The following is a 971-nucleotide window of genomic DNA, read 5'->3' on the forward strand; positions in this document are numbered from 1 at the left end:
GGTGGTGAGTCGGGGGGTGGTGAGTCGGAGGGCTGGTGAGTCGGAGGGCTGGTGAGTCGGAGGGCTGGTGAGTCGGAGGGCTGGTGAGTCGGAGGGCTGGTGAGTCGGGGGGGGTGAGTCAGGAGGTGGGTGGGTCAGGGGGGCAGGAGGCGTTTGCCTTGTCCACCAGGTGGAGGAAGGCTTCCTCCACCGTTTCCGTGGCCGTGCGGGTGCGGAGGGCCTCGGGGGTGTCGTCCGCGAGGATCTCGCCCTCGCGCATGAGGAGCAGGCGGTGGCAGCGCTCCGCCTCGTCCATGACGTGGGACGACACGAGGATCGTGGTCCCTCTGTCGGTGGCGATGGTGTGGAAGAGGTTCCAGAGGTCTCGGCGCAGTACGGGGTCCAGGCCGACTGTGGGCTCGTCAAGGACCAGGAGGTCGGGGGTGCCGAGGAGGGCTACCGCCAGGGAGACGCGGTTGCGTTGGCCGCCGGAGAGGTTGGCTGCGAGGGCGTCCGCGTGGGTGGTGAGGTCCACCTCTGCGATGGCTCGGGTCACGTCCTCGCGGCGGCGGGTCGCTGTGGGGCCGTGGCCCGGGGAGAGGATCGCGGCGAAGTAGTCCAGGTTCTGGCGGACCGTCAGGTCGTCGTAGATCGACGGGTCCTGGGTCACGTAGCCGATGCGGGAGCGGAGGGTGGGGGTGCCTGCCGGGTGGTTCAGGACGTTCAGGGTGCCTGTGACCTTGGCCTGGGTGCCGACGATGGCTCGCATCAGGGTGGATTTGCCGCAGCCTGAGGGGCCCAGGAGGCCGGTGATCTGGCCTCGGGGGACGGTGAAGGTGAGGTTTTTCAGGACTTTGCGGTGGCCTCGGGTGGTGGTGAGGGAGGTCGCTTCGATTGCTGGGGTGGGGGATGTCGGTTGCGGTGTCGGTTGGGGTGTCGTTTGGGGTGGGGGCTCGTTATTCATCATGTGATGATTATGCGGGGTGGGGGGT

Annotated in this window: 1 protein-coding gene; it reads right to left on the reverse strand. The window is 68.2% G+C overall.

Annotation, left to right across the window (positions count from 1 at the left end; translation table 11 throughout):
• Nucleotides 1-118 precede the first annotated feature (118 nt).
• Entirely contained in the window at nucleotides 119-946 is an 828-nt protein-coding gene (locus OO63_RS41080) for an ABC transporter ATP-binding protein (protein WP_106983558.1), read from the reverse strand.
• Nucleotides 947-971: the final 25 nt, after the last annotated feature.

The organism is Streptomyces alboflavus (genome assembly GCF_000716675.1).
Taxonomy (GTDB): domain Bacteria; phylum Actinomycetota; class Actinomycetes; order Streptomycetales; family Streptomycetaceae; genus Streptomyces; species Streptomyces alboflavus.

Excerpts from the sequence above, each read along its gene's own strand:
- OO63_RS41080 (WP_106983558.1), bottom strand. The coding sequence starts at position 946 with ATGATGAATAACGAGCCCCCACCCCAAACGACACCCCAACCGACACCG.